At 67.0% G+C, this 26,708-nt stretch carries 19 protein-coding genes and 1 pseudogene; 4 read left to right on the top strand and 16 right to left on the bottom strand.

Going from position 1 to position 26,708, the window contains the following annotated elements:
• The first annotated feature begins 206 nt into the window (after positions 1–206).
• Positions 207–1,443 (top strand): annotated as a pseudogene (locus J7024_RS22575) (MFS transporter).
• 66 nt (positions 1,444–1,509) lie between these two features.
• On the opposite strand, the gene J7024_RS22570 reads toward J7024_RS22575, so the two are convergent.
• Together J7024_RS22570 and J7024_RS22565 are read right to left on the bottom strand one after the other, a co-directional pair.
• Positions 1,510–2,307 carry a 5'-methylthioadenosine/adenosylhomocysteine nucleosidase gene (locus J7024_RS22570; RefSeq protein WP_124825891.1) on the bottom strand — a complete coding sequence of 266 codons (798 nt, stop codon included), beginning with the start codon at positions 2,305–2,307 and terminating at the stop codon, positions 1,510–1,512.
• Entirely contained in the window at positions 2,304–4,667 is a 2,364-nt protein-coding gene (locus J7024_RS22565) for a UvrD-helicase domain-containing protein (RefSeq protein ID WP_124825892.1), read from the bottom strand. Before J7024_RS22565 ends, J7024_RS22570 begins: the two co-directional genes overlap by 4 nt.
• 225 nt (positions 4,668–4,892) lie before the next feature.
• Between J7024_RS22565 and J7024_RS22560 the strand changes: the two genes are divergently transcribed.
• Complete coding sequence (locus tag J7024_RS22560; RefSeq protein ID WP_124825988.1) at positions 4,893–7,760, top strand: valine--tRNA ligase; 2,868 nt, start codon at positions 4,893–4,895, stop codon at positions 7,758–7,760.
• 87 nt (positions 7,761–7,847) lie between these two features.
• Positions 7,848–8,732, top strand: a complete 885-nt coding sequence (galU, locus tag J7024_RS22555; RefSeq protein ID WP_124825893.1) for a UTP--glucose-1-phosphate uridylyltransferase GalU — start codon at positions 7,848–7,850, stop codon at positions 8,730–8,732.
• 65 nt (positions 8,733–8,797) lie between these two features.
• Here the strand turns inward: galU and J7024_RS22550 are convergent, their stop codons facing one another.
• The 14 genes from J7024_RS22550 to J7024_RS22485 form a co-directional block, all read right to left on the bottom strand.
• Positions 8,798–9,412 (bottom strand): DUF4136 domain-containing protein, encoded by a 615-nt coding sequence (locus J7024_RS22550; RefSeq protein WP_234745522.1) that lies wholly within the window; start codon positions 9,410–9,412, stop codon positions 8,798–8,800.
• 36 nt (positions 9,413–9,448) lie between these two features.
• Complete coding sequence (locus tag J7024_RS22545) at positions 9,449–11,836, bottom strand: CHASE2 domain-containing protein (RefSeq protein WP_124825895.1); 2,388 nt, start codon at positions 11,834–11,836, stop codon at positions 9,449–9,451.
• A gap of 10 nt (positions 11,837–11,846) precedes the next feature.
• A complete protein-coding gene (locus J7024_RS22540) occupies positions 11,847–13,205 on the bottom strand; it encodes a FecR family protein (RefSeq protein WP_234745521.1) in 1,359 nt (452 codons plus the stop codon).
• Complete coding sequence (locus J7024_RS22535) at positions 13,202–13,906, bottom strand: response regulator transcription factor (RefSeq protein ID WP_006402120.1); 705 nt, start codon at positions 13,904–13,906, stop codon at positions 13,202–13,204. Before J7024_RS22535 ends, J7024_RS22540 begins: the two co-directional genes overlap by 4 nt.
• 265 nt (positions 13,907–14,171) lie before the next feature.
• Positions 14,172–14,606, bottom strand: coding sequence for a peptidase (locus J7024_RS22530; protein ID WP_175751169.1), 435 nt, complete (start codon positions 14,604–14,606; stop codon positions 14,172–14,174).
• Positions 14,607–14,832: 226 nt separating this feature from the next.
• Positions 14,833–15,060 carry a sulfurtransferase TusA family protein gene (locus J7024_RS22525; protein ID WP_006753156.1) on the bottom strand — a complete coding sequence of 76 codons (228 nt, stop codon included), beginning with the start codon at positions 15,058–15,060 and terminating at the stop codon, positions 14,833–14,835.
• A 326-nt stretch (positions 15,061–15,386) separates the two neighbouring features.
• On the bottom strand, positions 15,387–16,271 hold the full coding sequence (locus J7024_RS22520; RefSeq protein WP_124825898.1) for a MurR/RpiR family transcriptional regulator: 885 nt from the start codon (positions 16,269–16,271) through the stop codon (positions 15,387–15,389).
• A 270-nt stretch (positions 16,272–16,541) separates the two neighbouring features.
• On the bottom strand, positions 16,542–17,714 hold the full coding sequence (locus J7024_RS22515) for a Gfo/Idh/MocA family protein (protein WP_124825899.1): 1,173 nt from the start codon (positions 17,712–17,714) through the stop codon (positions 16,542–16,544).
• A 73-nt stretch (positions 17,715–17,787) separates the two neighbouring features.
• Positions 17,788–18,714 (bottom strand): TIM barrel protein, encoded by a 927-nt coding sequence (locus J7024_RS22510; protein WP_234745520.1) that lies wholly within the window; start codon positions 18,712–18,714, stop codon positions 17,788–17,790.
• 59 nt (positions 18,715–18,773) lie between these two features.
• Positions 18,774–19,787: a Gfo/Idh/MocA family protein gene (locus J7024_RS22505; protein WP_124825901.1), complete on the bottom strand. Its 1,014-nt coding sequence runs from the start codon at positions 19,785–19,787 to the stop codon at positions 18,774–18,776.
• A gap of 74 nt (positions 19,788–19,861) precedes the next feature.
• Complete coding sequence (locus J7024_RS22500) at positions 19,862–20,773, bottom strand: sugar phosphate isomerase/epimerase family protein (RefSeq protein ID WP_175751170.1); 912 nt, start codon at positions 20,771–20,773, stop codon at positions 19,862–19,864.
• Positions 20,774–20,818: 45 nt separating this feature from the next.
• Positions 20,819–21,844 carry an ABC transporter permease gene (locus J7024_RS22495; RefSeq protein WP_234745519.1) on the bottom strand — a complete coding sequence of 342 codons (1,026 nt, stop codon included), beginning with the start codon at positions 21,842–21,844 and terminating at the stop codon, positions 20,819–20,821.
• A gap of 27 nt (positions 21,845–21,871) precedes the next feature.
• Positions 21,872–23,446, bottom strand: a complete 1,575-nt coding sequence (locus J7024_RS22490) for a sugar ABC transporter ATP-binding protein (RefSeq protein ID WP_124825904.1) — start codon at positions 23,444–23,446, stop codon at positions 21,872–21,874.
• 67 nt (positions 23,447–23,513) lie between these two features.
• Entirely contained in the window at positions 23,514–24,440 is a 927-nt protein-coding gene (locus J7024_RS22485; protein WP_124825905.1) for a sugar ABC transporter substrate-binding protein, read from the bottom strand.
• Positions 24,441–24,748: 308 nt separating this feature from the next.
• On the opposite strand from J7024_RS22485, the gene J7024_RS22480 reads away from it, so the two are divergent.
• Positions 24,749–26,707 carry a bifunctional 5-dehydro-2-deoxygluconokinase/5-dehydro-2-deoxyphosphogluconate aldolase gene (locus J7024_RS22480; protein WP_124825906.1) on the top strand — a complete coding sequence of 653 codons (1,959 nt, stop codon included), beginning with the start codon at positions 24,749–24,751 and terminating at the stop codon, positions 26,705–26,707.
• Position 26,708: the final 1 nt, after the last annotated feature.

Raw genomic sequence — 26,708 nt, 5'->3', positions numbered from 1 at the left:
GCAGGACGCGCCCCAGCGTTATATCCGGACAAAAAAGGGAACGATGGCCGATCGGCATGCTTCTGCCCGCAGGCGATGTCCGAATTGCGATAAAAGTTGGCCTGAAATTCTCGATGCGCCACATTACACTTCTTTGACGCAACAACGATTCAAACGCGCCGATCCCCATCAGAGCGCGTCCCGCCACCTCAACTCGCTCAGCTCACATGGAAACCAGCCTCGATACGGGCACCGTCGGCGCTCCCGCCGCGGCCCAGCCGTCTGCTCCACCCGCCCCGCGCACCGTTTATCCGGTGCTCGGCGCGATCAGCTTCTCGCACATGCTCAACGACATGATCCAGTCGTTGATCCTCGCGATCTATCCGATGCTCAAGAGCCAGTTCGCGCTGTCGTTCGCGCAGATCGGCCTGATCACGCTGACCTACCAGATCACCGCGTCGCTGCTGCAGCCGCTCATCGGCCTCTATACCGACAAGCGCCCGAAGCCGTATTCGCTGCCGGTCGGGATGGGCTTCACGCTCGCGGGGCTGCTGCTGATGTCGGCCGCGCAGAACTTCCCGACGCTGCTGGTGGCGGCGGCGCTCGTCGGCTGCGGCTCGTCGGTGTTCCACCCGGAATCGTCACGGGTCGCGCGGATGGCGTCGGGCGGCCAGCACGGGCTCGCGCAGTCGCTGTTCCAGGTCGGCGGCAACGCCGGCTCCGCGCTCGGGCCGCTGCTCGCCGCGCTGGTGATCATTCCGCACGGCCAGCACAGCATCGCGTGGTTCTCGGCGGCCGCGCTGGTCGCGATGGTCGTGCTCACGCAGATCGGCCACTGGTACAAGAAGCATCCGTCGATGAAGAAGAAGGCCGCGCCGGCCGGCCACCCGACGCTGTCGCAGGGCCGCGTGCTCGCCGCGATCGGCGTGCTGGTGCTGCTGGTGTTCTCGAAGTACTTCTACCTCGCGACCATCCCGACCTTGCCGGGCATCAGCTCCGTCGCATAGACGAGGATCGCGGCGAACGCCAAATCCACCTGTTCGTGTTCCTCGCGGCCGTGGCGGCAGGCACGCTGATCGGCGGCCCGGTCGGCGACCGGATCGCCGCAAGTACGTGATCTGGGTGTCGATCCTCGGTGTCGCGCCGTTCACGATGCTGCTGCCGTACGCGAACCTGTTCTGGACGAGCGTGCTCTCCGTGATCATCGGCGTCGTGCTGGCGTCGGCGTTCGCCGCGATCCTCGTCTATGCGACGGAGCTGATGCCCGGCAAGGTCGGGATGGTCGCGGGCCTGTTCTTCGGCTTCGCGTTCGGGCTGGGCGGCGTTGGTGCGGCCGTGCTCGGCCAGCTCGCGGACGCGACGAGCATCACGTTCGTCTACAAGGTGTGCTCGTTCCTGCCGCTGATCGGCGTGCTGACGGTGTTCCTGCCGAACCTCGAAAGCAGCCGGCGCAAGAAGGCATGACGAAGCGGCCGCGGCGTGCGCGCCGCGGCCGGTCGATCGGCTCGAAGAGAAAGTACGACGGCGGCTTCAGGCCGCCGTCGTCGCATGCAGCGTCAGGAACCGCTTGAGGATGCCGGACGAATAGCTGCTCGCGATCGCCGACAGGAAGTGCGAGAACGACTGCGTCGCATGATCGTCGGCCGTATCGGAAATCGTGCGCACCAGCGCGAACGGCACGTCGTGCTCGGCGCACACCTGTGCGATTGCCGCGCCTTCCATCTCGACCGCGAGCGCATCCGGCAGCGCCTCGCGCAGCGTGACGACTTCGTGCTCGCTCGACACGAAGCGGTCGCCGCTGATGATCAGCCCGCCATGCAGCGTCGCGCCGGCCAGACCGAAACGCTCGGCGAACTGCTCGCCCTCTTCCGCGACGAACAGCGTGCACGCGGCCTTCAGGCGAGCCGTGAGTGCCGCGTCGGTCGCGAACCGCGTGATGCCGAGCAGCGGCACTTCGTAGCGCGGAAACAGCGGCGACGCGTCGAGATCGTGCTGCAGCAGCATATCGGCCACGACGACGTCGCCGACCCGCACCGTGCGCGACACGCCGCCGGCAACGCCGGTGAACACGACGCCCGACACGCCGAATACGTGGATCAGCGCGCTGACCGTCGCGGCGGCCGCGACCTTGCCGACCCGTGCGAGCGTGACGACGCAGGCCGCGCCGTGCACGGTGCCGACGTGGTAATCGCGGCGACCGAGCGTGACGGTCTGCATCGCGCCCTCGGCGCGCATCGCGGCGATCAGGTCGCCGAGTTCCTCGGGCAGCGCGGCCAGGATACCGAGCGGGTGCGTCGAAACCGTTTCAACCATGTCGAGGCCCGTCATTCCACCGCCTGCAGTTTCGCGACTGCGAGCGCGAGCCACTTCTCGCCGTGCCGCTTGAACTTCACCTGCGCCTTCGCATCGGCGCCGTTGCCTTCGAGCGCGGTGACGGTGCCTTCGCCGAACTTGGTATGGAACACCTGCTGGCCGACCCGGAAACCGGTGTCGGCCGCACGCTGCTTGTTCGCGAACGCCGGCAGCGGCGCGGACACCGCCGCGTCGACGATCTGCTCGCGATTGCCGCCGCCCGGCCGCGAGAACCAGTCGCGCCCCCAGCCGGCGTTGTCCGAGCGGCCGCCCCAGCGCGAGCCGGCCTCGACCTTCGGCGTCAGCCACTTCAGCACGTGCTCCGGCAACTCGTCGAAAAAGCGCGAGCGCACGTTGTAGCGCGTCTGGCCGTGCAGCATCCGGCTCTGTGCGAACGACAGGTAGAGCCGCTCCTTCGCGCGCGTGATCGCGACGTACATCAGCCGGCGCTCTTCCTCCAGGCCGTCCGATTCGAGCACGCTGTTCTCGTGCGGGAACAATCCCTCTTCGAGGCCGGTGATGAACACGGCGGAGAATTCGAGACCCTTCGCCGCGTGCACCGTCATCAACTGCACGGCGTCCTGGCCGGCCTGCGCCTGGTTGTCGCCGGCTTCCAGCGACGCGTGCGACAGGAAGCCCGCGAGCGGCGTCATCGTGTCGGGGTTCTGGGCGGGATCGCCGAGCGGTGCCGGGTCGAGCACGTCGACCGACGGATCGCTCGCGTCCGTGCCGAGCTCCGGCGCCGCGATCGCGCCCGCGCGCAGCGGAATCGAGCGGGCCGGCACGTCGAGCCCGTAACCTTGCTCGCTGACGAACGCGGTGGCCGCATTCACGAGTTCCTGCAAGTTCTCGAGGCGGTCCTGGCCTTCGCGCTCGCCCTGGTAGAAATCGGCGAGGCCGCTTGCGCGCACCACGTATTCGACGGTCTCCGGCAGGCTCATCTGCTGCGTCTCGGCGCGCATCTTCGCGATCAGCGTCGCGAACGCGCCGAGGCTCGAGCCGGCCTTGCCCGTCACGTACGGAATCGCGGCGGCCATCGCGCAGTCGTACAGGCGCGCGGCGTCCGCGAGCTGCTCGATCGAGCGCGCACCGATCCCGCGCGTCGGGAAGTTCACGACGCGCACGAACGCGGTGTCGTCGTTCGGGTTGTCGATCAGGCGCAGGTACGCGAGCGCATGCTTGACTTCCTGGCGCTCGAAGAAGCGCAGGCCGCCGTACACGCGGTACGGAATGCCCGACGTCATCAGCGTGTGCTCGATCGCGCGCGACTGCGCGTTGCTGCGATACAGAACGGCGACTTCGCTGCGCGACATTCCGGTGTTGATCAGCGAGCGGATCTCCTCGACGATCCAGCCCGCTTCCTGCGAATCGGTGCTCGCCTCGTACACGCGCACGGGCTCGCCGTGGCCCGCGTCGGTGCGCAGGTTCTTGCCGAGGCGGTGCGAGTTGTTCGAGATCAACTGGTTCGCCGCGTCGAGGATGTTGCCGTGCGACCGGTAGTTCTGCTCGAGCTTGATCAGGTTGCGCACGCGGAATTCGTCTTCGAAGTCGCGCATGTTGCCGACGTTCGCACCACGGAACGCGTAGATCGACTGGTCGTCGTCGCCGACCGCGAAGATCGCGTTCTGGCCGCCCGCGAGCATCTTGAGCCACGCGTACTGCAGCTTGTTGGTGTCCTGAAACTCGTCGACGAGGATGTGCTTGAAGCGCGCCTGGTAGTGCGCGCGCAGCGGCGCGTTGTACGCGAGCAGCTCGTAGCAGCGCAGCAGCAGCTCGGGAAAGTCGACGACGCCCTCGCGCTGGCACTGCTGATCGTACGCCTGGTACAGCTCGACGAACTTGCGGTTGAAGTTGTCGGAAGCGTCGACCTTGTCGGGACGCAGCCCCTGCTCCTTCGCGTTGTTGATGAAGTACTGGACGTTCTTCGGCGGATACTTCTCGTCGTCGACGTTCGCCGCCTTCATCAGCCGCTTGATCGCGGACAACTGATCGGCCGTGTCGAGGATCTGGAAGGTTTGCGGCAGGCCGGCGTCGCGGTAGTGCGCGCGCAGCATCCGGTTGCACAGCCCGTGGAACGTGCCGATCCACATCCCGCGCGTGTCGATCGGCATCATCGCCGACAGGCGCGCCATCATCTCGCGCGCGGCCTTGTTCGTGAAGGTGACGGCGAGCACGGTGGGCGGCGACGCATAGCCCTGCTGGATCAGCCACGCGATGCGCGTGATCAGCACGCGGGTCTTGCCGCTGCCCGCCCCCGCAAGGATCAGCGCCGGTTCGTTCGGCAACGTGACGGCAGCGTATTGTTCAGGGTTCAGATTGGCGAGCAGATCGGGCATGGAGCGGCAGCGGACGTGCGAGAAAAAATGCGGACCCGCCATTATAAGTCGGCCGCGCGCCGCCGTTTCCGATCCGTTCGGCCGGCGCCGCAGCCGTGCGGCCGTCGCGGTCGAACCGCATCGCGACGGGCCCGCTCGGGCCGGGCGATGGCTGGCCGATGTGCATCCATTTATAATCGTCGGATTCGGCATCCAATTCACGCATTTTTCGGCAGATTTCCAACCATGAGCGACAGCACGCTTGCGAAGAGTTTCGAACCCCACACCATCGAGTCCCAATGGGGGCCGGAGTGGGAAAAACGCGGCTACACCGCCCCGGCATTCGACCCGGCGCGCCCCGATTTCGCGATCCAGCTGCCGCCGCCGAACGTCACCGGCACGCTGCACATGGGCCACGCGTTCAACCAGACGATCATGGACGGCCTCGCCCGCTACCACCGGATGCTCGGCGAGAACACGCTGTGGGTGCCCGGCACCGACCACGCGGGGATCGCGACGCAGATCGTCGTCGAGCGCCAGCTCGATGCGCAGGGCGTGTCGCGCCACGACCTCGGCCGCGAGAAGTTCGTCGAGCGCGTCTGGGAGTGGAAGCAGAAGTCCGGCTCGACGATCACCGGCCAGGTGCGCCGTCTCGGCGCGTCGACCGACTGGTCGCGCGAATATTTCACGATGGACGACAAGATGTCGGCCGCCGTGCGCGACGTGTTCGTCACGCTCCATGAACAGGGCCTGATCTACCGCGGCAAGCGCCTCGTGAACTGGGATCCGGTGCTGCTCACCGCGGTGTCGGACCTCGAAGTGGTGAGCGAAGAGGAAAACGGCCACCTGTGGCACATCCGCTATCCGCTCGTCGACGGTTCGGGCTCGCTGACGGTTGCGACGACGCGTCCGGAGACGATGCTCGGCGACGTCGCGCTGATGGTCCACCCGGAGGACGAACGCTACGCGCACCTGATCGGCAAGCTGGTCACACTGCCGCTGACGGGCCGCGAGATCCCGGTGATCGCCGACGACTACGTCGACCGCGAATTCGGCACGGGCGTCGTGAAGGTCACGCCCGCGCACGACTTCAACGACTACCAGGTCGGCCTGCGCCACAAGCTCGTGCCGATCGAGATCCTGACGCTCGACGCGAAGATCAACGACAACGGCCCCGAGCAGTACCGCGGCCTCGACCGCTTCGACGCGCGCAAGGCGATCGTCGCCGACCTCGATGCGCAGGGCTTCCTCGACTCCGTGAAGCCGCACAAGCTGATGGTGCCGCGCGGCGACCGCACGGGCGTCGTGATCGAGCCGCTGCTGACCGACCAGTGGTTCGTCGCGATGACGAAGCCGGCACCGGAAGGCACGTTCCATCCGGGCAAGTCGATCACCGAGGTATCGCTCGACGTCGTGCGCGACGGCCAGATCAGGTTCGTGCCGGAAAACTGGACGACCACCTACTACCAGTGGCTCGAGAACATCCAGGACTGGTGCATCTCGCGCCAGCTGTGGTGGGGCCACCAGATTCCCGCGTGGTACGGCGAGAACGGCGAGGTGTTCGTCGCGCGCAGCGAAGAAGACGCCCGTGCGAAGGCCGACGCGCAAGGCTACGCGGGCGCGCTCAAGCGTGACGAAGACGTGCTCGACACGTGGTTCTCGTCGGCGCTCGTGCCGTTTTCGTCGCTCGGCTGGCCGAACGAGACGCCCGAACTGAAGCACTTCCTGCCGTCGTCGGTGCTCGTCACCGGCTTCGACATCATCTTCTTCTGGGTCGCCCGGATGGTGATGATGACGACGCACTTCACGGGCAAGGTGCCGTTCCACACCGTGTACATGCACGGCCTCGTGCGCGACGCCGAAGGCCAGAAGATGTCGAAGAGCAAGGGCAACACGCTCGATCCGATCGACATCGTTGACGGTGTCGACCTCGAGACGCTGGTCGCGAAGCGCACCACCGGCCTGATGAACCCGAAGCAGGCGGCGACGATCGAGAAGAAGACGCGCAAGGAATTCCCGGACGGCATTCCCGCGTTCGGCGCCGATGCGCTGCGCTTCACGATGGCGTCGATGGCGACGCTCGGCCGCAACGTGAACTTCGACCTCGCGCGCTGCGAAGGCTATCGCAACTTCTGCAACAAGCTGTGGAACGCGACGCGCTTCGTGCTGATGAACTGCGAAGGCCACGACTGCGGCAGCGACAAGCCGGAGGTGTGCGGCGCGGGCGACTGCGGCCCGGGCGGCTACCTCGACTTCTCGGCGGCCGATCGCTGGATCGTGTCGCTGCTGCAGCGCACGGAAGCCGACATCGCGAAGGGCTTCGCCGATTACCGCTTCGACAACATCGCGACCAGCATCTACAAGTTCGTGTGGGACGAGTACTGCGACTGGTACCTCGAACTCGCGAAGGTGCAGATCCAGAACGGCACGCCGGAACAGCAGCGCGCCACGCGCCGCACGCTGCTGCGCGTGCTGGAAACGGTGCTGCGCCTCGCGCACCCGATCATCCCGTTCATCACCGAAGCGCTCTGGCAGAAGGTCGCGCCGCTCGCCGGCCGTTATCCGCAAGGCAAGGCGGAAGGCGAAGCGTCGCTGATGACGCAGGCGTACCCGGTCGCGAACCTGCAGAAGATCGACGAGGCGTCCGAGCAGTGGGCGGCCGACCTGAAGGCGATCGTCGACGCATGCCGCAACCTGCGCGGCGAGATGAACCTGTCGCCGGCAACCAAGGTGCCGCTGCTCGCGGCCGGCGATGCCGAGCGCCTGCGCTCGTTCGCGCCGTACGTTCAGGCCCTCGCCCGCCTGTCGGAAGTGCAGATCCTCGCGGACGAAGCGACGCTCGACAAGGAAGCGCACGGCGCACCGATCGCGATCGTCGGCCCGAACAAGCTGGTGCTGAAGGTCGAGATCGACGTCGCGGCCGAACGCGAGCGCCTGTCGAAGGAAATCGCGCGCCTCACCGGCGAGATCGCGAAGTGCAATGCGAAGCTCGGCAACGAGGCTTTCGTCGCGAAAGCGCCGCCGGCCGTGGTCGAACAGGAGCAAAAGCGCGTCGCCGACTTCCAGAGCACGCTCGACAAGCTGCGCGCGCAACTCGATCGGTTGCCTGCGTAACAAACGGTAAGGTCGTTTGCGTTCACTATAATGCGGACGTGAACATGGACTGTCTGACAAGCCGATTACAGGAATAAAGGTTCGATCATGTTGAAAGTCACCAAGGCGGTATTCCCCGTTGCCGGCCTCGGCACGCGGTTCCTGCCGGCAACGAAGGCGAGCCCGAAGGAAATGCTGCCGGTCGTCGATAAACCGCTGATCCAGTATGCGGTCGAGGAAGCGATCGCCGCGGGCATCACCGAGATGATCTTCGTGACCGGGCGCAGCAAGCGCGCGATCGAGGATCACTTCGACAAGTCGTACGAGGTCGAGGCCGAACTCGAGGCGCGCGGCAAGGAGAAGCTGCTCGAGCTCGTGCGCAGCATCAAGCCGAGCCACGTCGACTGCTTCTACGTGCGTCAGCCCGAAGCGCTGGGCCTCGGCCATGCGGTGCTGTGCGCGGAAAAGCTCGTGGCCGACAACCCGTTCGCGGTGATCCTCGCCGACGACCTGCTCGACGGCAATCCGCCCGTGATGAAGCAGATGGTCGACGTGTTCGACCACTATCACAGCTCGGTGATCGGCGTGGAAGAGATTCCGCCGTCGGAAACGAAGTCGTACGGGATCGTCGACGGCAAGGAGTGGGAAGAGTCGATCGTCAAGATGTCGGCGATCGTCGAGAAACCCGCGCCGGAAGTCGCGCCGTCGAACCTCGGCGTGGTCGGCCGTTACGTGCTCAAGCCGCGGATCTTCGAACACCTGCGCGCGCTGAAGCCGGGTGCGGGCGGCGAGCTGCAGCTCACCGACGCGATCCAGGCGCTGCTCGCCGACGAACAGGTGCTGGCCTACAAGTATCAAGGCACGCGCTACGACTGCGGCAGCAAGCTCGGCTATCTGAAGGCGACGGTCGAATTCGCGCTGCGCCATCCGGAAGTCGGCACCGAGTTCGACACGTACCTGCGCACGCGCGGCAACGGGCATCCGGCCGCCTGAACGCGGTACGGGCCGGCCTCGCCCGCGCGGCGAGCGTGCCCTTCCTTCCTGCTACGGTCGCCGCGTCAGTGCGCGACGGCAGGCTTCACCGAGACGACGCCCGGCATTGCGCCCGCGTCGTCTTTTTTCGTCTTGACCAGCCAGCCGTTGCCCGGCTCGAACGGCACCTTCGCGAGCGCGCTCTTCACGAGCGTTGGCGCGGCCTCCTGCGTGCCCGGGTCGCGGTCGCGCAGCGACGCCGACACGCGGTAGACGTCAGCGCCCGACTTCGCATCGACGAAGCGCAGCGTCAGCACGTGGCGATACACCCTGCCCGCGAACGGCAATGCGAACGGCGCCGGCCCGTCGACGGTCACGCACGCACTGCTCGCGGCACCGCAGCGCTCGGCGGTGGCCGCGACCGACGCCGGTTGCGTGGCATAGGCGATCGACAGCCGGTAGCGCGCGTTCTTCGTCGACTGCGCGTCGAAGCCGCGGCGCGCGAGTTCATCGCGCACGAGCGTCTCGATCCGCCCGTATTCGGGATCGCCGGCCTGAGCAGCCGTGCGGACGAAATCGTAACCGTGCGCACCGGATGCGAACGCATTCGGCTGCCCGAGCGCGCTCACGCCGGTCGTGACGCCAGCGCAACCCGTCAACAGCGACGCCGCCAGCGCGGTCGCTGCCCATTCCTTTCTCATGACTTTCCCCAAATGCTGCCGTCGTGCCCGGCCCTGTCAGGCGGACGGCTCGTCGATCGCGGGCAGCGACACCGTCACCGCGGTGCCCACCCCCACTTCGCTGTCGACCGTCACGCTGCCGCCGTGGCGCGTAACGACCGTCTTCACGAACGCCATGCCGAGGCCGGAACCCGAAATCTCGGGCCGCTCGCCGGCATGGAATCGCTTGAAACGCTCGAACAGATGCCGCTGATCTTCCGGCGCGATGCCGTACCCCTGATCGCGAATCGTACAGAACATCCGCTTCGATGCGTGCTCAACCGTCAGCGTACACGTGATCACGGTGTCGGACGGGCTGTATTTGACCGCATTGTTCAACACGTTGACGAACGCGCGCGTGATCAGCGAGCGGTCGGCGCGCATCCAGCACATGTCGGCGCCGACATCGGTATCGATACGGATGCGCTTGGCCTGCGCCTGCGGCCAGACCTCGTCGCTCGCATCGATCAGCACGTCCACGAGGCTCGTCGCTTCGAGCTGGTACGCCTGCGACTCCGCACGCGCCAGCTGCACGAACTCGTCGGCGAGCGACAGCGCGCGATGCGCATAACGCTCGATCCGCGCGAGCAGCCCGCGCATCTCGTCCGATTCGACGCGATCGCGCTCGATCTCGACCAGCGCAAGGATCGACGACTGCGGCGAGCGCATGTCGTGCGACAGCAGGTTCAGCGCCTCCTCGCGCTGGCGCTCGGCCGCGTGCAGCTCCGTCACGTCGACGAGGCCGGCAATCCAGCCCGTCACGCGGCCCTGCGCGTTCGTACATGCGGCGTAGCGTAACAGATGGTCGAGCCCGTCGCGATCGCGCACCTCGATGCCGCGCGCCATCGCATCGTGTTCCGCCTCGAGAGTCGGGTCGAGCGCGGCCGGCCAGTGCTCGCGGATCGCGGCGTCGTGCTCGGGATTGCCGTCGACGGTCTTCATGAAGGTCAGCTCGCCGAGCGCCGCACGCAGCGGCCGGCCTTCCGGCAACGGCAGCGCGAGCCGCGACCCGTAGCGCTTGGCCGCATGGTTCGCGATCAGGACCGTACCGGCCAGATCGGTGACGAAGATCGGCTCGGGCATGCTGTCGAGGCTGTCCCATACGAAGCGCTTCATGTCCTGCACGCGCTGCGCGGCCTGCGCCATCAGCGCCATCTGGCGTTCCAGCACGTCGCCGCCGACGCTGCGCGTGCGCGGCGCCTCGGGCAACAGATGCGGCTCGTCGGCGAGTCGCTGCAGTTCGCGGCGCAGGTACGACATCGTCATCTCGAGGCGACGCCAGTTCCAGATCGGATACACGGCGATCAGCCCGAAGATCGCGGGCGCGGGCGACAGCCACACACGCGCCTCGAACAGCAACGCCATGCTCGCGACCACGGCCAGCACGGCCAGGCTGAGCGTGAGCAGCAGCGCGCGCCATGGCGACAGCATCAGGAAACCGCCGAGCAGCACGGCGAGCGGCAGCAGCGACGCGGCAAAGATCCCCGCGCGCGACGCGGGCGAGATCGCGCTGCCGGTCGTCAGCATGTCGAGCACGTTTGCATGGATGTACACGCCGGCGAGCGGGCCGAAATCGCCGGACACAGGCGTCGCGAAGCGATCGTAAAGCCCGGACGCCGTCACGCCGACGACGACGATCTTGCCGCGCAGCGCATCGGGCTTCACGCGCCCTTCCAGCACGTCGTCGAACGACAGCGTCGGATACGCCGGCGTATTGCGGCTGAACGGAATCAGGTAACGGCCTTCGCCCGTCGCATCGCGCGACAGGTCGTGCGCGTTCGGACCCGGTGCACCGCCGACGGGATGCAGCCTGCCGGCCCCGATCGCACGGTATACCGGCACCATCAGCTGCGGCCAGCGCACGCGGCCGTCGCTTTCGAACAGCGCGACGCTGCGCACGATGCCGTCGGGATCGACCTCGAGATTGATGTGACCGAGCCCCGTCGCGCGCGCCGCGAGCTCCGCCACCGGCGGATCGACGGTGCGCGTGCCGTCCGCCTGTTCGGGACTCAGCAGCACGGGCAGGAAGGTCGGCACGCGGGACATCGCCTCCGCGAACGTGCGATCTTCGGCAGACGGCTCGGTAAACAGCACGTCATAGACGACGGCCGCAGGCTGCGCGCGCGCCAGCGTGTCGAGCAGCCGCGCGTGAATGCTGCGCGGCCACGGCCAGCGGCCGAGCGCCGACACGCTCTGGTTGTCGATATCGACCACGACGACGTCGGGCGACAGCGGCAGGCTGCGCAGCATCAGCAGCCGATCGTAGATCAGCCCGTCGACGCTCGACGACATCCGGCCAAGCGCGCAGCCGAGAATCACCGCGACTCCCAGACAGCCGATCGCGATCCATTCGATCAGAAAGCGGCGGCCGAGGCGCCGCCGCGGAGAAACGGAGTCGGGTTTCATGCGTCGCCGATCAGCGCGACAACGTGAACGCGCCGACCGGACTCGTCTTCTGATAGAACTTGCCGCCTTCGAACTCCTCCACCGTCACCGCCCAGTAGTAGTCGCCGGGCGGCAGGTGCGCGATCGTGATCTTGCGCGCCTGCAGGCCGACCTGGTCGACGACCGGCGCGCTCAGATCTTTCGAGCGCGACAGCACGAACCGGTAGCGCGCATCCTTGCCCGAACCGTTCGGCGACCAGCGGAATTCGTAGCCGGCGGCGCCGGGCGATGCACTCGCGTCGAGCCCCATCTGGCGCCGCTCGAACGCGTAGGTGCGCGGCATGCCTTCGAGGCCGTTGGCGTCGATCGCGGCGACCCGCACGAAATACGTGCCGTTCGGCACGTCGCGGAACACCGCGCGCGGCGAATCGGTGCGGGTTTCGCGGAACAGGTCGAGCATCCCCGCGTCGTGCGCGAGTTGCAGCCGATACGCGTGCGCATCGGCCAGCGGCGCGACCTCGAACGATACGTCGGGCTCGTCCTGCACCTTGTCGGGATGCGCGAGCGCCGGCGCCGGCAGCAGCTGGACCGGCGCGCCGACCGCACCGGACGACGTCGCGACGCTGCCGAAGTTCGCATGCACGAGCGTCAGGTCCGGCTGCCGCTTGCCCGCGACGCCGACGGTGCCGTCGAGCACTTCGACGCGCGTCGACTCGTTGCCGGACGCGTCGTAGTTCACGCGGAACCGCGTGCCGCGCACGCCGGCCACGACCGACGGCGACCGAATCTGGAAGCGGTCGTCGCGTTTCTTCAAATGCGTGACTTCGCTGTCGACCGAGCCGCGCGTGAGCTCGAACTCGCGGTCGAGCGTGCCGGTCAGCACGGTGCGGCGCAATGTCTTCAGGTCGAGCTGGCTGTCGGGCGGCAGGCTCATGTGCGTGCCGTCGGCCAGTTCGAGCGTCAGGAACCCGTTCGGGCCCGTGCGCACGCGGTCGCCTTCGGCGAGCGTCGCATCGTCGGCGAGCGGCGCGTAGGTGTCGCCGGACGCGCGTTCGGCCGTGCCCTGCACCGCGACGACGCGCGCGGTCAGCTTTTCCTTGCGCAGCCGGGCGGCGGGCAGCTTCAGCTCGACGCCCGGCTGCAGGTGCTTCGGCGCGGGCACGCCATTGATCTGCTGCAGCAGCTGCCAGTCGCCCGGACCTTGCAGGTAGCGCGCGGCGACGTCGTACAGCGTGTCGCCGGCATGCGTGCGGTAGACGACCATCTTGCCCGCGGCAGCGGGCGGCTGCGCGCCGGCATGCGGTGCCGCGAACGCAAACGCAACCGCGCAAGCCGCGCGCACGGCCGCCGTGCGCACGGCGGCCGTGCGCTGCGTGATTCGCGTGGTCACTCCGGTTCCCCCTGGCCGACCCGTTCGAGCCGGTAGCCGTAGCCGTAGATCGGCGCGAGGCGATAGCCGTTCTCCGGGCGCAGGCCGAGCTTCGTGCGCAGCATCGAAATGTGGGTATCCATCGTGCGCGACGGAATGTCGGTCGCCTGCTTCCATACGAGGTCGAGGATGTGTGCGCGCGACAGCGGCCGGTCGAGGTGCTGGAACAGCAGCAGCGCGAGCTCGAATTCCTTTTGCGTGAGACTCACAGCCTTGTCGCCGACGTAGGCCTGCTTCAGGTTCACGTCGAAGCGGAACTGGTCGAATTCGCGCACCGTCGCCTCGGCGTTGACCGGATACGCACGGCGCAGCAGCGAGCCGATGCGGGCGCGCAGGATCGGGCCCGATACGGGCTTGACCACGTAATCGTCGGCGCCGGCGTTCAGGATCTGCGTGATCCCCGCCTCGTCGTCACGGCTCGTCATGAAGATGATCGGCAGGCTGTGCTCGGTCTGGTTGGCGCGCACCCACTTGAGCACTTCCTCGCCGGACATGTCCGGCACGTTCCAGTCGAGCACCAGCAGATCGAACGTCTCGCGTTGCAGACGCTTCTTCAGGGCCTTGCCTTCCTTGAACGCATAGCATGTGTGGCCGGCGGCCGTCAGCGTTTGACTGACGAAATCCGTCTGGGCCGGATCGTCATCCAGTACAGCAATTCTCATAGCACCCCGCAAATCGAAATCGATTCGTCCTGTAACAGCCCCGCACACTCCACGCGCCGCGCGACATGCGCGCAGCTTCCGACATCGGCCGGGAGCCGTCGTTTGCCGCCGCGCAACGGGCGCGATACGGCGTCCCCGGCAAAATATCTCAAAAACGGGGCACGGACGAACCGGCGATTTCATCATAGTAGTATGAAATTCGCCAAGAAATTGCGCGTACTACGGCACTTCCTTCGAATAATCCTTCCGTTGCGCGATCGCTCGCCTAGTCCGCACCGGCCATGCCGGCCACCGGCTCGGCCAGATCGCCGGTCGCTGCGCGCCGCAACGCGGGCTGGCGCGGTGCCGGCTGCGTCAGCATGCGCGCCAACTGGGCACGCACGCGCTCCCATGCCGCCGCCGTATAGTCGGGCTGGCTTGCCGCCCATGCCTGCGCGAGATCGAGCACACGCTCGACTGTCGCATTGCAATAAGTGAAGCCCGAGCCGTCATGCTGCGCGGCGTCGCGCAACCGCTCGTCGAGCGATTCGGCCAGCCACGGCATCTCGGCCGCCGCCGAATCGGCATACGCCTCCAGCGCGGCACGCGCGTGGCGATCCCGTTGCGGGTCGAGCTCGATCCGGCTCAACCCCGCCGCGCCTGCGGGCGCAATACATTCCGCTGCGGACGGACTTCGAATGGTCCCTGGTCTGAAGGACATGTCCTCTCCCCGTTTGTACGACGGCAGCGTCAGGCATGGCCCCCGAGCCCGCCCCATATGACGCACCGTGGCCGGCGCATCCGTCAAGTACGGACGACCGGCCGGGTCAGTATACGCAGCAGGTTGCACAACGAGGTTTAAGAATTGTCAGAGGCGGCCGGGGCTTCCGAAGCACGGCCGGCATCGAGGCCGGCCGGGTGCCGCACGAGACGCGTGATGCGGGCCGTCAGCGGCGGCGCATCAGGAACACGAAGGTTTTGTCCTGGGTCGTCACTTCGACGATCTCGTTGCCCGTCTGCTTCGCGAACGCGGCGAAATCGCGCTGCGAGCCGGGATCGGTCGCGAGCACCTTGAGGATCTGCCCGCTCTCCATATCGGCGAGCGCTTTCTTGGCGCGCAGGATCGGCAACGGGCAATTGAGCCCGCGCGCGTCCACTTCCTTGTGAATCTGCATCGGCTGTCGACCTTCGAATGACGCGCCACACAGGGCGCGGGAGGAAGCGGCAATTTTACCGCAGCACGGGCCCGCCCGCGCGGGCCGGGCCGCGAGGAAGGCTTCCTCACCGGCGGCACGCTGTTCGATCCCGTACCGCCCGACATGCGCATCGGCAAGAAAGCGTCCTTCGGACCTGCGCTCGGCCGCGCGCGCGAAGGACGTCGGCGAAGCGCTCGACCCGATCGACGCGCACGAGTTCGGCAACGGCGTCGCCTGCTCGCGAGCAACCGCGGTATCGCGTGTGCATGCACGTGCCGCATCCAGGTCGGCATCAACGTGCAGATTCAGTTGGTCTTGGTGCCGTGCGCGCCGTCGGCCGTCGGCAGGTACGACAGCTCGAGCCGGTACGCGAGCGCGACGAACAGGCTCTGCGCGAGGCCCATCGTCGCGGTCAGCGCGCGGAATCCGAACGTCGCGCTTTCCTGCACCATGAGCGTCACCTCGGCCTCGCGCGCGAGCGGGCTCATCCGGCTGTCCGTGATCGCGATCAGGCGCGCGCCGCGCTGCACGGCCTGCTGCGCGACCTGCACGGTCTCTTCCGCATACGGCATGAACGAAATCACGATCATCACGTCGCCTTCACGCACCGAGCGGATCTGCCCGAGATGCATGCTGCCGAGCGCACTGAACAGCCCGATGCGCTTGTCGGTGTGCTGCAGCGCGTAGTCGAGATAGACGGCGATCGGAAACGCGCGGCGCGAGCCCGCGATCCAGATCGCCTGCGTGTCGGCGAGCAGGTCGACGGCCTGCGCGAGCGCCTGCGAGTCGAGCGTCTGCCGCAACTGCTGCATCCCGGCAATGCTGCCCTTGATGAATTCGTCGGCGATCTGCTCGGGCTGCAGGCTCGACGAACCCGATTCGATCACGTCGCGCAGCCGCAGGTTGTACGCGCGGCCCGGCGCGATCTGCTGCGCGAGCCCTTCGCGGAACAGCCGCTGCATTTCGGAGAAGCCGGAGAAGCCGAAGTGCTTCGCGAAACGCACAACGGCCGACGGCTGGACGCCGCACGCCTCCGCGAGCGACTGGATGCCTTCCAGCCCAAGCTGGTCCCGATGGGTTTCCACGTGACGCGCAATCACCTTCAGGCGATTGCTGAGGCCGTCGTACTCCTGCGTCAGATGCTGCAGGAATTGCTCGACGGTGGCGGGTGGTTTCTCGGATGAACTCATCGGATGGCGCGAAGTTGACGGCCCCGATGCGCGCGCGGTGCTGACCGACGCGGCCCGGGACTCACCTGGAAACATGCATGAAGGGCGAATTTAATCACGTTTGCGGCACGGCCCGTGCCGCACGCTCGCTCCCACGCGCTCGATCATCACCTGCACACGCTCCACAGCAGTGCTGAAACGATTGTCCAACGGCCTTGCAACGCCGTAAAGATCAGGGCGTTTACCGAGGCCGGCGCCGGGCAATCGACGCGCCGCGCCAGCCTGCGATGCTCAACGATAGTCGATCCATACGCCGCCGGCGTCGGCCGAACGCACGCAGTTCTCGACCCAGCGCACGCCCTCGACGCCCGCATGGACGTCCGGAAAGCGGATGTGCTTCAGCGCTTCGGCGTCGCCGCGATCGGCCGCATCCATCGCGAGCGCGAAGCGTGCATAGAGATTCGACCACGCCTCGAACAGCCCTTCCGGATGCCCGGCGCCGATGCGATCCTCGCGCAACGCATCCGGATGCAGATAACCCATCCCGCGATCGAGCACCTGCGCGGGCTGCCCCTGGATCTCGTAACGCAACTGGTTCGGATGCTCGTCCCACCATTCGACGCTCGCCTTCGAGCCGATCACGCGCACCTTCTGCCCGTGCATCGAGCCCGCGTTCACCGCGCTCGACCATACGTAGCCGATCGCGCCGGTGTCGTATTCCATGATCGTGAACGCGTTGTCCTCGAGCGGTGCGCGGCTCTTCACGAAGCTCTGCCGCGAACACATCAGCCGGCGGATCCTCAGTGCCGGCGCCATCACTTCCGAGATGTACAGCGGATGCGTGCCGATGTCGCCGAGCACGTAGCTCGGCCCCGCGAACTTCGGATCGACGCGCCAGCGCGCGGCCGCGCTCGCGGCCTCGACGCCTTCGCTGTGAAAACCGTGCGCGAACTGCATCTGCACGATGCGGATCTCGCCGAGATCGCCGCGCGCGATCATCTCGCGCGCCTGCTCGATCATCTGGTGGCCGGAATAGCCGTATGCGACGCCGACGATCCGGTTCTTCTCGACCGACAGACGCTGCAACGTTTCGGCCTCCTCGGTCGTGAAGCACAGCGGCTTCTCGCAGACCACGTGCAGCCCGGCGTTCAGCGCGGCGCGGCAGATCTCGAAGTGCGTGTTGTTCGGCGTCGCGATCGATACCGCGCGGATGCCGTCCGCGCGGCTCGCCTCGGCCTCGAACATCGTCCGGTAGTCGGCATAGCAGCGTGCGGCGTCGACGCCGAGCTTCACGCCGAACTGGCGGCCACGTTCGGCATCGATGTCGAACGCGCCGGCAACCAGCCGGAAGCTGCCGTCGCGCAGCGCAGCCGATCGGTGGCTGTAGCCGATCTGGCTGCCGAGGCCGCCGCCGACCATGCCCCAGGGAATCGAATGTCCCAGCAGAATCTGTCCGTCGATCATGATTGTTCGTGTTCCCGGTTCGTATTCAGGTGTTCAGGTGTTCAGGTGTTCAGAGATCCAAACGGTCGGTCGCTCAAGCGAAACCGGCCGACGCGAGAAACGCGCGGCTCGCCGCGACGTCGCGCAGGCTCGTGCCGGCGTTGCGCGGATCGCGTTCCTGTTCGATCGTGATGTAGCCGGCATAGCCGATGTCGTCGAGCGCGCGGCGGATCGCCGGGTAGTCGAGCACGCCGGTGCCGATCGGGCACATCACGCCCCGCGCGCACGCCGCGAAGAACGCGATGTGCTCGCCCATCACCGCGTCGTACACGGCCGCGTCGATGTCCTTGAAATGCACGTAGTCGAGCCGTGCCGCATGGCGATGCAACCACGTTTCCGGGTCCGTGCCCGAGTAGTACAGGTGGCCGGTGTCGAGACACAGGCCTGCCGTGTCGGCCCCGATATCGGCAACGATCCGGTCGATCTCGTCCGCGAACTCGATGTAGCCGCCCGCATGCGGATGGATCACCGCGCGCACACCGAACTCGTCGCGCGCGATGGTGGCGATCTGCCGGATGTGATCGACCATCCGCTCCCAGCGTCCGGCGGACAGCCGCGGCGCGCGCTCGGGATGACCGGCCGCGTAGTCGCGCTCCTCGTGCCCCCAGTCCATCACGACCAGATACGGCGCCGCGTAGCGCTGGCCGTCCTGCGTCGGCAGCTTCGGCAGTCGCGTGATCAGCGCGCAGATATCGCGCGTCTGGCGCAGCAGGTTCGGCAGGTTCTCCGGCGACACGAGATCGTCGAAAATCGTGCCGGCGGTCATGCTCAGCCGTTGCCGTTCGAGTTCGGCGCTCACCACGTCGAGCTCGAGCGGGATATAGCCGTAGGGCCCGAGCTCGATGCCGGAGTAGCCGGCCTGAGCGGCTTCGGCGAGCACGTGCCGCCACGGCGGCAGGTGCGGGTTGTTCACGTCGTCGACGCCCCAGCAGCAGGGCGCGCAGCCAATCTTCATCGTCATGTCGGGCAGTCCGGCAGGAAAGCGGCGCACGGCCGCGGGCGTGGCGACGCGGCCACGGTTCAGCCGCGATAGAACGTGGGGCGTTCGGCCATCGCGACCGGCTCGACCGCCCCGCTCTGCTGTGCGCGCACGCAGGCATCGGCCGCAACCGCCGCCGCGTAGCCGTCCCATGCGGACGGACCGGTGAGTGCGCCCTGCCGCACGCCGTCGATGAACGCCTGCAGCTCGACGTCGTACGATGCGATGAAGCGCTCCTTCCAGTCGGTCATGATCTCGACCGATCGCCGCGCCGCATGCTTGAGACCGACGGCCGGCGGATCGGGCAGCTTCGCGATGCCGTTCTCGCCGACCACCTCGCACTGGATGTCGTAGCCGTACTGGCAGTTGACGAAGATCTCCACGTCGATGCGCACGCCGCTCGCGGTTTCGAGCAGCACGATCTGCGGATCGGCGAGATGCGCGCTCGCGTGACGCGTCTTCTTCGGATAGACGACCTGCGCGCTCGCATAGTCCTCGCCGAGCAGCCAGCGCAGCACGTCGAGTTCGTGGATCAGCGTATCGGTGATCGCCATGTCGGTGGTGTAGCGCTCGCCGACCGACTGGTTGCGGTGCGCGCAATGCAGCATCAACGGCGCGCCGATCTCGCCGCTGTCGATCACGTGCTTGAGCGCGCGATAGCCTTCGTCGTACGGGCGCATGAAGCCGACCTGCACCAGCCGCTTGCCGTGCGCGCGCTCGGCCTCGACGATCCGCATGCAGCCGTCGGCCGTCACCGCGAGCGGTTTCTCGCAGAACACCGGCTTGCCATGCGCGATCGCGTCGAGCACGAACGCTTCGTGCGTCGGCCCCCACGACGTGACGAGCACGGCCTGCACATCGGCGGCCGCGATCACTTCATGGCCGTCGCCATGGATTTCCGCGTCGAGCCCGTATTTCGCTACCGTGTCGCGCGCCTGCCGCGCATCGATGTCGGTGACGGCCACCACGCGTGCGCCGGACAGCGTGCGCGTCAGCCTGCGAATATGGTCCTGGCCGATCGCGCCGCAGCCGATCACGCCGATTTGCAAGGTCATCCGGATATCTCCAGTCTTTCGTTCATCAGCGGCGCGGCCCGTGCCGCGCCGGTCAGCAATGCGGGGGCGACGGGTCAGCGCGCCGCGCGATCGAAATGGCGATCGACGTAGCGCTGGATCGTGTCGCGCATATAGCGCGACGACGCTTCCGCGCGGTCTTCCCACGCGAACACGCACGACGACATCACGCCATCGAAGCCGGCGGCGCCGAGCGCGCGGAAAAACATGTCCCAGTCGATCTCGCCCTGCCCGATGTCGAGATGCTGGTGCACGCGAATCTGGTTCGAGCCGGGCGGGTTCACGATATAGCGCAGCTGGCTGCTCTTGCGATGATCGAAGGTGTCGGCCACGCGCACGTGCGCGAGGACCGGCGCGGCCTGCGCGATCATCGCGGCCATGTCGTCGCCGTAGTAGAACGTGTGCGGCGCGATGTACGACAGTTTCAGCGACGGCGAACCGAGGTTCGTCACGATGTCGATGGCCGGCTGAAGCTGCTCGATCCAGTCCTCCGGATGCGGTTCGACCGACAGCACGATGCGCTCGCGCTCGAGGATCGGCAGCAACTCGTCCATCGAGCGGAACCACGCGGCCTCGCACAGCTCCTTCGGGTTCGCGCCCGGCCGCTCGCCGACCGAGCGTTCCGGCGACGCGCCGCGCCCGAACTCCGACACCATCAGCGTGCACTCCATCTCGAGCGCGACCTCGATCGCCTTCTTCCAGCAGCGCACCGCCCATTGCCGTTCGTCGTCGAACGGGCTGGCCCAGCGGTACATCGGCTGCAGCGATGCGAGGCCCACGCCGCTCGCGCGCAGCGCTTGCCGGAACGCGGCCATGCGCTCGCGCGTCGCGCGCGGCATCACCCACCAGTCGAGAAAGTCGCTGCGCGGCGACAGCTCGATCTGGTCGTAGCCGAGCTCGGCGACCGCATGCGGCAGCCGGTCGAGCGGCAGGTGGCGAATCATGTAGGGATCCAGAGCGATCTTCATCTTCTTCCCAGACGGTTTTGCGGGGTTCGGCATGGCGGCGGCGGCTCAGCGGCGCGACTTCTTGTTGCGGTACTGGTCGGCGATCACGGCCGCGACGATGATCGCGCCCTTGACCATCTCCTGGTAGTACGCGTCGATCCGGATGAAGGTGAAGCCCGACGTCATCACGCCGAGGATCAGCACGCCGATCACGGTGCCCGTCACGCGCCCGAGGCCGCCCGACAGCGACGTGCCGCCGATCACGACCGCCGCGATCGCATCGAGCTCGTACATCACGCCCATGCCCGACTGGCCGGAGATCGCACGTGCGGCCGTCACGGTGCCCGCGATCCCGCTCAGGAGGCCGGCGATCGCATAGACGAACACCAGGTGACGCGTGACATTGATGCCCGACACGACGGCCGCATGGCGGTTCGCGCCGATCGCATACGTGTACTTGCCGAAGCGCGTGTAGCGCAGCACGACGTGGAAGATCGCCGCCACCACCAGGAAGATGATCACCGGATTCGCGCCCGCGCCGATCGCCGCGAACTGGTCGGTCAGCATCGACACCGGCATCCCGTTGGTGAACCACTTCGCGAAGCCGCGCGCGGCGACCATCGTGCCGAGCGTCGCGATGAACGGCGGGATGCCGGTCAGCGCGATCAGCGACCCGTTCAGCAGGCCTACCAGCAGCCCGACGCACACGCCGGCCAGCACCGGCCAGATGATCGGCAGGTCGGTCAGGTGCGGGAACACCGCGCGCGGAAAATCCGACACCTGCGCGAGGCTGGCCGACACGACGGCCGCCGCGGCGACGACCGACCCCGACGACAGGTCGATCCCGCTCGTGATGATCACGAGGTTCACGCCGACCGCGATGATGCCGATCACGGCCATCTGCAGCACGATGATCTCGAGCCGCTCCGCGTTGAACAGGAAGCTCTGGCCGACGACGACCCAGCCGATCACCTCGAAGAACAGGCTGATGCCCACCAGCACGAGAAAGATGCTCAGTTCGGGCGGCCATTTGGTGTGCCGTGTCTTGATCGTCATGGACTGCGCGTCCGCGGCCGGATTCAGATTGCTCATTTCATTTGTCTCCATGCTTGTTTCGGCTCAACGCGACGCAAGGTCCATGATGCGGACCTGGTCGGCGTCCTTGCGCTCGACGATGCCGGTCATGCGGCCTTCGTGCATCACCATCACGCGGTCGCTCATGCCGAGCACCTCCGGCATCTCCGACGAGATCATCAGTACTGCGACACCTTTTCCGGCGAGCGCGCTGACGAGCCGATGAATCTCGGCCTTCGCGCCGACGTCGATGCCGCGCGTCGGTTCGTCGAGGATCAGGATGCGCGGCTGCGTCAACAGCCAGCGGCCGATCAGCACCTTCTGCTGGTTGCCGCCCGACAGGTTCTGGATTTCCTCGTGCAGCCCCGGCGTCTTCACGCGCAGCATCCGGCTCATTTCCTCGCAGTCGCGCCTGAGCTGCGCCTGCTGCACGAAGTTGAACTTCACGTAGCGGTTGCTGAGCACCGCCGCTTCCATGTTCGCGAGCAGGTCGAGATTCAGGAAGCAGCCGGTGTCCTTGCGGTCCTCGGTGAGGAACGCCATCCCGTGCTTCATCGCTTGCGCGGGCGTCGCAATCCGAACCGGCTTGCCGTCGATCAGGATCTCGCCGGACGTGGCCGGCACGACGCCGAACAGCGCTTCGGCAACGTTCGAGCGCCCCGAGCCGACGAGGCCCGCGACGCCGAGGATCTCGCCCGCGCGCAGCTCGAAGCTCACGTCGCGAAACACGCCGTCGACGCCGAGGTTCTTCACCGCCAGCACGACCTCGCCGATCGGCACGTCTTCCTTCGGGAACATCTGCGTGATCTCGCGGCCGACCATCATCCGGATGATGTCGTCGCGCGTGACGTCGGTCGACGCGTGCGTTCCGATGTACTTGCCGTCGCGGAACACCGAAAACTCGTCGGCGATCTCGAACAGTTCGTTCATCTTGTGCGTGATGTAGACGATGCCCTTGCCCTGCTCGCGCAACTGGCGAATGATCCGGAACAGGTGCGTGACCTCCTTGTCGGTCAGCGCGGAGGTAGGCTCGTCCATGATCAGCACGTCCGAGTCGAACGACACGGCCTTCGCGATCTCGACCATCTGGCGGCTCGCGACCGTCAGCGTGCGCACGTCGGCTTCCGGATCGATGTCGATCGACAACCGCTCGAACAGCGCGGCGGTGCGGCGGCGCAGTTCGGCGTGATCGATCAGGCCGAAGCGGTTCTTCGGTTCGCGGCGAATCCAGATGTTCTCCGCGACCGTCATGTACGGCATCAGGTTGAGTTCCTGGTGGATCATCGCGATGCCGCGGTCCAGCGCGTCGAGCGGGCCGTTCAGCGTGACGGGCGCGCCCTTGATCAGGATCTCGCCCTGGTCGGGCGTATAGACGCCCGCGATGATCTTCATCAGCGTCGACTTGCCCGCGCCGTTCTCGCCCATCAGCGCATGAACGGTGCCGCGACGCACGCGAAACTGCACGCCGTCGAGCGCGACGACGCCTGGAAACGACTTGCCGACGCCGCGCACTTCGAGCAGGCAATCGGAAACGGACGCACCGGACGAACCGGGCGCGGCGAACGATGCGGCCGGCGCGTCGTCGCTGGCCATCGAGCGCGCCATCCTGACTGTAAACATGGACGTTCCTCGAAAGTCACACGCGAACCCGGACGCACCGGGCCGCGCAGTTCAGCGGAAAAGCCGGTCAGTGCCTGGCGTACTGGTTCATGTTCTCGGGCGTGACGAGCTCGAACGGCACGTTCACGTAGCGGTCGACGGGCTGCTTCTTCGCGAGCTTGAGCGCGGCCGCGACGGCCTGCTCACCCTGCCCGGCCGCGTTCTGGTACACGGACACCTTCAGGTCGCCGCTCTTCATCGACGCGAGCCCGTCCGGCGTCGCGTCGATGCCGGCGACGACCGTCTTCGGCGTCCACTTGCGCGCCGCCTTCAGCGCGTTGATCGCGCCGATCGCCATCTCGTCGTTGTTCGATACGATCGCGTCGAACTTCATCCCGGAGCTCAGCCAGTTCATCGTGATGTCCTGGCCCTGCGTGCGGCTCCACTTGCCTTCGCGCTTGTCGACGATCTTCATGCCGGAGCAGTCCTTCGTCGCGATCACGTCCTCGATGTCCTTGGTGCGCGCACGCGCCGACTCGTTGGAGAGCTCGCCCATCAGCACGAGGATGTCGCCCTTGCCGCCGAGCAGCTTGCACACCTGGCGCGCCTGCAGCGTGCCCGACTGCTTTTCGTCGGACGCGACCACCGCGACGCCGGCCGGCAGCTTGTTGAAATCGACCGGCTTGCGGTTCACATAGACGAGCGGGATCTTCGCGGCGGTCACCATCTTCGTGATCTTCGGCGTCGCGTCGGTGTCGACCGCGTTCACGATGATCGCGTCGACCTTCTGCGCGATCATGTTCTGGACCTGGCTCAACTGCTTGCCGACGTCGTTGCCGCCATCCTCGATCTGCACGGTCGCGCCGTCCTTCTTCGCGGCATCGCTGATGCTGTTGCGCAGGATCGTCAGGAACGTGTCGTCGAACGATGCCATCGTCACGCCGATCTTCTCGGCATGCGCAAGCGGCATCGCCAGGATCGTCGCGGCCGCGGCGGCCATCAGCTTGGTCTTCATGATCACTCTGTCTCCTCATCTCCGGGGGGCGGAAAGCGGCACGTTGCGCGCCGCCGGGCCGAGTCCGATACGGACTGAAGCATCCGGATGAAACTGTAGATCACTTCCTCGAGAATTTGGAAATTTATTTCTACGTGATTTCACCTAGGGAACTGGATTTCCAAAAAGTCTAGACTTCGTTCCGTAGCCCGACTCCTTGCGGCAGGCGATCCCGCGTCGCGCCGCACAGGTGACGCAGCACCGTCACCGGATCGGTCCCCTAATCTGCCGGCAGGGTCGAAATGCCGGCCGCGAGCGTGATACGTGATATGAGCCCGTTGAACTTTCCGCCTGACCGCCCCATCGATCTCGCCTGCCTCGGCCGAGTCGCCGTGGATCTTTACGCGCAGCAGTACGGCAGCCGCCTGGAGGACGCGCGCAGCTTCCAGATGTATCTCGGCGGCTCGTCGGGCAACGTCGCGTTCGGCGTCGCCCGGCTCGGGTTGAAGACCGCGATGATTTCGCGCGTCGGCGACGAGCAGATGGGCCGCTTCGTGCGCGAGACGCTCGAGCGCGAAGGCTGCGACACGAGCCAGTTGCAGACCGATCCGGAACGCCTCACCGCGCTGGTGCTGCTCGGACTGAAGGACCGCGATACGTTCCCGCTGCTGTTCGTGCGCGAGAACTGCGCGGACATGGCTGTGCGCGCCGACGAGATCCGCGAGGACTTCATCGCCGGCTGCCGCGCGCTCGCGATCACCGGCACCCATCTGTCGACGCCGGCCACGCGCGAAGCGTCGCTGACGACATTGGCGTATGCGCGCCGCCACGGCGTCGTGCGGATTCTCGATATCGACTACCGGCCCGTGCTGTGGGGGCTGACCGCGCGCGGCGCCGGCGAGAACCGCTATGTGCCGGATGCGCAGGTCACGCGGCAGTTGCAGCAGGTTCTCGGCGAATTCGACCTGCTGGTCGGCACCGAAGAGGAATTCCTGATCGCGGGAGGCGTGCCGCACGATCTGATCGCATCGCTGCAGGCCGTGCGCCGCGCGAGCAGCGCGGTGCTGGTGGTCAAGCGCGGCGCGCTCGGCTGCTGCGTGATCGAGGGCGACATCCCGGCGCGCATCGACAATGCACCGACTTTCCACGGCGAACGCGTCGAAGTGCTGAACGTGCTCGGCGCCGGCGATGCGTTCCTGTCGGGCTTGTTGTCCGGGTTGCTGCGCGGGCGCGACTGGGCAGAATCGACACGCATCGCGAATGCATGCGGCGCGATCGTCGTGTCGCGTCACGCGTGCTCGGCCGCGATGCCGACACCGGACGAACTCGCACACTGGTTCGGCGGCAGCCGCAATCCGCAGGTGGACGCCGATCGCACGCTCGCGCACCTGCATCGCGTCACGGTGCCGCGCCGCGAATGGGACGACCTGTGCGTGATGGCGTTCGACCATCGCAGCCAGTTCTACGAGCTCGCGGTACAGGCCGGCGCGGACGAAGCGCGGATCAAGACGCTCAAGCGGCTGCTCGTGCGTGCGGCCGAACAGGTCGAGCGCGATCGCCATATCGAAGGCCACGTCGGCGTGCTGATCGACGGCGGCGCCTACGGCAGCGACGCGCTCGCGTCGGCGACCGGGCGCGGCTGGTGGGTCGGCCGCCCGGTCGAGCTGCCCGGCTCGCGGCCGCTGTGTTTCGACGATACGCGCTCGGTCGGCTCGGCGCTCACGCACTGGCCGACCGAGCAGGTCGTGAAGTGTCTCCTCCACTACCACCCCGACGACGACGTCGACCTGCGCGTCGCGCAGGAGCAGCGGGTGCTGGAGCTGTGGGAAGCGACGCGCGCGAGCGGCAACGAGCTGCTGCTGGAAATCATTCCGCCGCGCGCGGTCACGCCGGCCGGCACCGAGGACGACGCGGTGCTGCGCACGGTCGCGCGCTTCTACAACCTCGGCGTGAAGCCCGAATGGTGGAAGCTCGCGCCGATGAGCGCCGACGGCTGGGCGCGGCTCGCCGCGCTGGTGGCCGAGCGCGACCCGCACTGCCGCGGCGCGGTGATCCTCGGGCTGAACCAGCCGCTGCAGTATCTCGTCGACAGCTTCCGTTCGGCCACCGATCCGATCGTCAAGGGCTTCATGGTCGGGCGCACGCTGTGGGCCGATGCGTCGCTGCAATGGCTCGCCGGCCGGATCGACGACCAGGCGCTGATCGACGAAGTCGCCGGCAATTTCGCGCAACTCGTCGATGCGTGGCTCGGCCGCCGCGCCGCCGCGCGCGCCGCCGCGGCAGCCTGAC

The sequence above is a fragment of the Burkholderia sp. WTPI3 genome (genome assembly GCF_021483755.1).
Classification (GTDB): domain Bacteria; phylum Pseudomonadota; class Gammaproteobacteria; order Burkholderiales; family Burkholderiaceae; genus Burkholderia.
Note: the sequence above shows the minus strand (reverse complement) of the source record. Positions and strands in the feature narration are given on the sequence as shown.

What these genes read in the sequence shown, in the direction of transcription:
- J7024_RS22525 (WP_006753156.1), bottom strand. Translation starts at nt 15,060, where the DNA reads ATGCAGATTCACAAGGAAGTGGACGCGCGCGGGCTCAATTGCCCGTTG.
- J7024_RS22565 (WP_124825892.1), bottom strand. Translation starts at nt 4,667, where the DNA reads ATGCCCGATCTGCTCGCCAATCTGAACCCTGAACAATACGCTGCCGTC.
- J7024_RS22495 (WP_234745519.1), bottom strand. Translation starts at nt 21,844, where the DNA reads ATGAGCAATCTGAATCCGGCCGCGGACGCGCAGTCCATGACGATCAAG.
- J7024_RS22505 (WP_124825901.1), bottom strand. Translation starts at nt 19,787, where the DNA reads ATGACCTTGCAAATCGGCGTGATCGGCTGCGGCGCGATCGGCCAGGAC.
- J7024_RS22500 (WP_175751170.1), bottom strand. Translation starts at nt 20,773, where the DNA reads ATGAAGATCGCTCTGGATCCCTACATGATTCGCCACCTGCCGCTCGAC.
- galU (WP_124825893.1), top strand. Translation starts at nt 7,848, where the DNA reads ATGTTGAAAGTCACCAAGGCGGTATTCCCCGTTGCCGGCCTCGGCACG.
- J7024_RS22480 (WP_124825906.1), top strand. Translation starts at nt 24,749, where the DNA reads ATGAGCCCGTTGAACTTTCCGCCTGACCGCCCCATCGATCTCGCCTGC.
- J7024_RS22485 (WP_124825905.1), bottom strand. Translation starts at nt 24,440, where the DNA reads ATGAAGACCAAGCTGATGGCCGCCGCGGCCGCGACGATCCTGGCGATG.
- J7024_RS22510 (WP_234745520.1), bottom strand. Translation starts at nt 18,714, where the DNA reads ATGACGATGAAGATTGGCTGCGCGCCCTGCTGCTGGGGCGTCGACGAC.
- J7024_RS22535 (WP_006402120.1), bottom strand. Translation starts at nt 13,906, where the DNA reads ATGAGAATTGCTGTACTGGATGACGATCCGGCCCAGACGGATTTCGTC.
- J7024_RS22570 (WP_124825891.1), bottom strand. Translation starts at nt 2,307, where the DNA reads ATGACGGGCCTCGACATGGTTGAAACGGTTTCGACGCACCCGCTCGGT.
- J7024_RS22490 (WP_124825904.1), bottom strand. Translation starts at nt 23,446, where the DNA reads ATGTTTACAGTCAGGATGGCGCGCTCGATGGCCAGCGACGACGCGCCG.
- J7024_RS22545 (WP_124825895.1), bottom strand. Translation starts at nt 11,836, where the DNA reads ATGAAACCCGACTCCGTTTCTCCGCGGCGGCGCCTCGGCCGCCGCTTT.
- J7024_RS22550 (WP_234745522.1), bottom strand. Translation starts at nt 9,412, where the DNA reads ATGAGAAAGGAATGGGCAGCGACCGCGCTGGCGGCGTCGCTGTTGACG.
- J7024_RS22520 (WP_124825898.1), bottom strand. Translation starts at nt 16,271, where the DNA reads ATGAGTTCATCCGAGAAACCACCCGCCACCGTCGAGCAATTCCTGCAG.
- J7024_RS22560 (WP_124825988.1), top strand. Translation starts at nt 4,893, where the DNA reads ATGAGCGACAGCACGCTTGCGAAGAGTTTCGAACCCCACACCATCGAG.
- J7024_RS22530 (WP_175751169.1), bottom strand. Translation starts at nt 14,606, where the DNA reads ATGTCCTTCAGACCAGGGACCATTCGAAGTCCGTCCGCAGCGGAATGT.
- J7024_RS22515 (WP_124825899.1), bottom strand. Translation starts at nt 17,714, where the DNA reads ATGATCGACGGACAGATTCTGCTGGGACATTCGATTCCCTGGGGCATG.